We start from the raw sequence: 6,470 nt of genomic DNA, 5'->3' as shown, positions 1-6,470 counted from the left end.
TTATAGACATCATTAGGATTTATACAGAATAAACCATCCTTGTAAGTTCCCAGCCAAATGTTATTGTTTTTATCACGAATCATAGACTTGCACAGAATTCCATTGGTTATCTTATATGGTTTAGAAACTGAGTTTAACTCAGTATCATAAACAACAAGACCATCGTCTGTACCAAACAATAAAGTGTTGTCTGATAATTCCAACATACAACGTAAATCTGAGTTTATCCATTTATCATTAACAGTATTGCTATTATATACTTTAAAATTTACCATTGAAGGATGGAAATATGCAAGTCCACGATTAAATGTTCCAACCCATGTTATATTAGTAATTTTATCTATATAAACTCCATGAATATTTTCATTACTGTTATTATATGAAAGAACAGGTTTTGAATCAATCTTATGGCTAAATCTATCCACAATAAACAGACCTTTTCTTACGCTAGCTATCCATGCATTACCAGACAAGTCCGTATCCATAGTAACCAACTCCTGATAATTACCCAATATAGACAAATCTATATCAGACCAAATCTTAGTAGAGTTATTATAATATGATAAACCTTTACTATATAACAACCAAAAATCTCCATTCTCAAGGAATTTGATTTTTACATTATCATTAGAATCAATCTTACCACCTAAAAAATTCTCGTGACGTACAATTTTATCTTGAAGCATATCATAACAACGAACTATTCCATTGGCATAAACAATCCAAGTTAATCCATTGTTTGTTTCCAAATCCATCAAAGGTCCATTTTTTTCATAAAAATCACTGCTAGCATAAACCTTATGAAAACATTTAGCTTTATAATCATAATATGACAACGAATTTTCATTATCAATAATCCACATTGTGCCTTCGGCATCAATAAAAAAGTCTGATATAGGTACATTTACACCTAAAGAATTAAAAATATCGGTTGGAGAAAGAAAAGATTCTGTATTCAAATCAAACACCTGTAATTTATTACTTTCTTTTATCCATAACCTATTAAAATTATCTATATATTGGGTTGGAAGCAATGGTATTCTATTGAGTGGATACACCTCTCCCATCAATAAAGAATGATTCTTAAAATTATATCCGTCATACAAACTAAGCAAAATTGTCGTACGTACACCAAGTCTTCCATCTGGCAAACCAAAAACCGTTTTAACATAGTTATCAGGTAATCCTTGTGAAATTCCGATTGGACGGAACACATACTTAGAAACACTTTGTGCCCCAATTATATTGGAGCACAAAAACATTAACAATATTGCAATATATGACCTTAACATAATAAAAATTTTATTTCAATATAATTTCATCCTTTCCAGCACTAATCTCATATCTGGTACCTTCAATAATAATTACAGCATCAGAAGACGACTTACATTTCCATTTCTGATGTTCATAATAGACAAGTATATCAGAAGGAGTAGTTGACTTAATTTCAATACCTTTACATTTATAACATGTACCGTTACCTAAAAAGATGAGAACAGGCATCCCTTCTTTTGAACGACATACACTATAAGTGGATTTTGTCTCAACATTCTCTGATTTGCAAAGATAAGCATTTGTGTCAGACGATAAAATCAAATCCTTTCTTCCATCTTTAAGATTCACCACTACAGCAATATTACTATTTGATTGACCATCAGATATCACCAATGGATACTCAACTGAACTTATTGCTGAAGGAGAAGACTTTGTTACTGGCTCGAATATACTGACAAAAGGACGTGTCCATGCTTCGCCTTTCTGGCGTGCTACGAATGTAAGTGTAGGCTGTTTCTTGATATCGTAAGGCATTCCTCTTATACGGCTAATACCCTCAGTCATAGGACTTAGTGCAGAAAAGACTTCTCTGTCTTTCTCGCCTTTCATCCACATATTCATGGTTATATCATTCTTATCAGGCATGTTTATGGTATATTCAGCTTTAATATTCTTATCTGTCTGAGCACTTTTTTTGTCATAGATATATGAATAAGCATATAAATGTGCTCCAGCAAAAGCAAGTTCCTGAGTAGGTTGTAAATTCAAATCTGTACCATCGGCAGCTTTAAGAGTCATAACCTGTCCCATGTTGTGATAGAAATAATCATGCATCTTGTCGCCTCCTTCCACTTTGCGACTACGGAAAATATCTACATAATAGCCTGTAGAGTCAGACGTATTTACAATACCGTTCAGACGTGTCTGGTCGGAATATGACTCAGGCTCACGGAAATATACTTCACTATAGCTGACAGGCTGATATGGTACTTTTACTCCTGATTCCGGATACAAATTCCTTACCTTAAACGCATGATTGCTCTTCATTACAGGGTACGATGAAATACCATCCACGCATACTGTGTTATGCGAAGGAAACTGGCTGTAATATTCCAGATAATCAAGACCTGAATATCCCATTGTACCTATTCCGGCATCAGGTGCCAAAGGTAACCCTTTTCCATACAGCTCCATACCTATACCATTGGCATGCATGTGATTCCCATCGCTTCCATTCAACGAAATCATTAAGCTGTTTTCCTTATCCATTCCGTTACGCTGTACCAACCAACTTACATTAGGCGCATAGAACGACGGAGTAACATAATCGTCAATCTTTCCGGCCTCTGTTTTAGGATTAATTTTCAACGGTTTATCAGAAAAGAAGGATGTTACGGCAATCGGCATTTTACCTTGTCCGGCAGATACTTTCTCTGCATTCGGATCAAAGAGTTTCAGCATGCGTGTGAAATGTTCTTCTTCATCTTTCTTGCCATGCTGTTGGGCATTGGCTATCATATATTTGAATATATCAGTACGTAGATACGAAGGATGTGTATCGCCAAAACCCACCTGCATCATATTAGGGAAGAGGTATTGGGGCATGGCGGACACAGCCTTGCTAATCACAGGAATATCCTTTGTCAAATCATATCCAAGATTACGGTCAAAAAGATTCACAAACTGTGCATAATCGCCCACTACAACACTACTGTAGCCGGGACATTCCGCCCATATACCGGTATTGCTGTCGTAGCCATATTCAGCCAACCGCTTGAGCGACCACTGGCGTATGGATGACTGGTTTATGATATAATCTATATAATATTCACGTCCTTTTCCATCAGCATAGAGGGCATTATTTTCAAGAATCAGTGCAATATCCATCACGAAACGTGCCTGCATAAGGTTCCAGTTGTTGTGAGGAACACCGTTAGCAATAATATTGTCCGCCCATTTCTTGAATGCAGAAGCATATATATCCATTTTTTCAGGCTTTTTTTCTCTAAGATACTTATAAAGAAAATCATAAAGCGGAACTAAAGACTTAATAATATCCTCATGTATAACCTCGAAAGACGACATTCCTACAAGAGTCTGCTGATGTCCATTGTTTAGGTCTATCGGAACATTGCGATAATATATACCTGTCATGTAAGTATCAAATACTGATGCAGCCATAGAAGCATATTCCTCTTTACCTGTAAGCCACCAGAGGAAAGCCGCGTCACGAGCTATTCCCATTATTTCGCTGTTTATGCTTTCTATCATTCTACCGGTTTTACTTATAGAAACCCATTCCAAAGGTTCACCATTCAATGATGTATTAGCCAAATACATTCCTTTTGTGTCCTCGTGATACGGTGTTATATCCTCTAGCTTTGGACGGCGATAAATAGTGGCATGACTACGTGCACCTGTGTACATAACTGTAGGTGCAGGAGCCTTCTCACCTCCGGCATGATCATAATATTCTCCTCTGATATATACATCAGTAGCATGAGATTTCCAATACATCTGGAGTCTGGAAGTAAGCCATTCAGGACCTTTAGAAGAATATTTCTCTACTCTTGATGTCAACCCATCAAATACATCCTTTGCCCATTTTTCTTTTTTTATCAGATCCAGAGTTTCTTTCTTTTCTTTCTCCGTTGTCAGATATCTTGGATGATCTGTGTTTAGTGTTTCATTGGTAACAGTCTTAGCAGATGAAATCAGGCATACAATCAGACTAAAGACTAATGACAGAAATTGTTTTTTCATTGTATTACTAAATTAATTATATTCGCTTATTTATATAATACGAATATATGAAGAAAGACACCTAAACCAAAGTCATATTTTTTCAGATATAGTTTATTTGAACACTACATTTTCTACATGCTCCCCTATAAATATACGTCCCATATCTCCTGTTTTATACCATTTTGGTTTGTCAGGCATATCGTCATAAATCTTTTTTCCGTTTATTACGAGATTATCAAAAGTAATGTTTTTTACTTTACGTTCTTCATTATAACCTAGAATAATTGAAACTTCAGCATTTTTGCCATTATAAAAGATATCCTTAAAATATATATCTTCAATAGCTCGTCCAGGCACTGCACAATATTTTTCTATCAACGCAACACGTATATCAAATAGCCTTCCTTGCCTGATATCTTCCACTCTGATATTATCAAAAGTAACATTACGTACAAGATTATCATCTCCCGCTACTATAGCAAAAACACCTTGACAATCAAGCTGTGGCTCTTTTTGATCTAAGACATCAATATTTCTATAAGTTATATTCTCAATAGTGTCAGGCCTTTCCGCATTTCCGTGAAGACCAATATTAATAGGGTGTGCTACATCAGCCCATAGAGTGGAATTTTCCATAAGAATGTTTCGACTGCTTCCTTTATGCCCCAAACGGGTAGCATAAACGGTTGTACAGTCATCGCTTGTACGTGCGAAAATACGGTCATATTTCACATTACTACTTGAGAAAACGTTAAACCCATCACCCCATCCGTATGACGTTATGCCCTTAACGTTGGTTATTTTTACGCTATCACTCTCTCCAACAGGTAATTGAGTCACGACTATGCCTTCAACTTCAACATTACGTGCCTTTATCAATGAGACACCTGCACCACGTCCTTTAGGATGTACTTCTCCTCTACCAAATATCTTTACATCATTAACATCTCTCAATATAAACGTACCTATCACACGTGCTCCTCCATCAACATAAACAGTCTTACCGGAAGGAATTCTCAATGTATCTCCAGGAAGTTTGTGTAAACCGGGAGCAAAGTATATAAGATTACTGTTCTTCTTACCTGCACGTTTTATTTCGCGTTCTGTAGGACGATTGATATCAATAGGATTGGCAAAAAGATGTAAATTATGAAAAAGATCTCCATTCACTTCTACTGACAGATTTGAAGGTTTGTCAAGTGTAAAAAACACCTTATTGCCGGATATATTTGTATCAATATCATATGAAAGCGGACGGACACGTGCAGTTTCTACATTACCTTTATTTGAAGTGACTTCAACCTCTACGGTACCGTCAAAATCAAAATAAGCCATCGAAGCAGTTTCTATACGATGTTTAGTACCACGTACTTCATCAACCTTTACAGGATAAATATCAATAGGAAGCCATTCACCCCCCAATTGACGAACACGAACAGTAAAGTCTTTTATGAGTTCTACATCTTTACCTGCAGGATAAGTTACTACTTTTGAACTAATGACATCTACAAATGCCACTAAAACCAAGAATGTTATAAAAAACTGTTTTACCATATAAATTAAATTTAGAGTTACTACTAATTATATACGGATGTCATAACAACTTTACTTGCTTCAAGTACTCACAAACTGACATAAAAAAAATTCCCTGCCACTCTAATTACAATGACAGGGAATTCTTTAAAACGTATATCCTAAAAGAATTATTTAGTCTGCATAGGACATTTAGCACAACTTGCATGTTTCATACATTTCTGATTATCACCACGTTTAATCATCTTATGGTTCCTCATACCAGGTTTCATCTTTCCATCCATACATGGCTGCTGAAACACTTTCTGCAATTGTTTTGCATTTAGCACTTCCTTGAACTTCTTGAAATACTTTTTCTGCACATCCAATGCTTTCTGTCTTGCATCAAATCTGTCCTGAATAGCTTTTTCTATTTCGGCATCTGTCATTTCCGCCTTTTTTACATCCTTGTTCACAGCTGGACGGCAATCCTTCATGGCCTGAAGATATTCCTTGTAGAGCGGAGTGAACTTTGCAGCAGTTGCATCATCCATTACAAGTTTTTTCTCCATCATCTTTACATGTCGGTCCATCATCTGCTCTGGTGTAGGTTTCTGTTTTGCACGTCTTTGTGCAGGTGCATCTTGAGCGTTCTGTGCCATCACACTAAAGCTGCTTATTGAAACAGCCATCATTACTACCAATGTCATTAATCTTGTTTTCATAATCGTATAAAATTAGATGTTCAACTTTCAATTGTCTGATACAAAATTAATGATTATATAATGATGAAAAACAGACGTTACCTTGAATAGTGGCAAACGTACAGAATATAGTGGCGAACTGCAAAAAAGAGAGATTATAAATAAAAAAAGAACATACATTAAAATGGTTTTTTAAGAAAAGTCCCTATTTTTGTATAAAACAACTATACTATC

The 6,470-nt window shown here is 35.8% G+C and carries 4 protein-coding genes; all 4 read right to left on the bottom strand.

Annotated features, from left to right (window positions below):
- Positions 1-1,292, bottom strand: a 1,292-nt coding sequence (locus H6A61_RS08740) for a ligand-binding sensor domain-containing protein (RefSeq protein WP_430746800.1), incomplete at its 3' end; no start/stop codon positions are given.
- Between the two features lie 10 nt (positions 1,293-1,302).
- Positions 1,303-4,038, bottom strand: coding sequence for a heparinase II/III domain-containing protein (locus H6A61_RS08735; protein ID WP_204392924.1), 2,736 nt, complete (start codon positions 4,036-4,038; stop codon positions 1,303-1,305).
- A gap of 93 nt (positions 4,039-4,131) precedes the next feature.
- Entirely contained in the window at positions 4,132-5,574 is a 1,443-nt protein-coding gene (locus tag H6A61_RS08730; protein WP_204392923.1) for a glycosyl hydrolase family 28 protein, read from the bottom strand.
- A gap of 149 nt (positions 5,575-5,723) precedes the next feature.
- Positions 5,724-6,257 (bottom strand): hypothetical protein, encoded by a 534-nt coding sequence (locus tag H6A61_RS08725; protein ID WP_204392921.1) that lies wholly within the window; start codon positions 6,255-6,257, stop codon positions 5,724-5,726.
- Positions 6,258-6,470 lie beyond the last annotated feature (213 nt).

Source organism: Bacteroides caecigallinarum (assembly GCF_016901995.1).
In the GTDB taxonomy this organism is placed as follows: domain Bacteria; phylum Bacteroidota; class Bacteroidia; order Bacteroidales; family Bacteroidaceae; genus Phocaeicola; species Phocaeicola cellulolyticus.
This window is presented reverse-complemented; position numbering and strand designations above follow the sequence as displayed.

Coding starts and splice junctions, on each gene's coding strand:
- H6A61_RS08735 (WP_204392924.1), bottom strand. CDS start 4,038: ATGAAAAAACAATTTCTGTCATTAGTCTTTAGTCTGATTGTATGCCTG.
- H6A61_RS08730 (WP_204392923.1), bottom strand. CDS start 5,574: ATGGTAAAACAGTTTTTTATAACATTCTTGGTTTTAGTGGCATTTGTA.
- H6A61_RS08725 (WP_204392921.1), bottom strand. CDS start 6,257: ATGAAAACAAGATTAATGACATTGGTAGTAATGATGGCTGTTTCAATA.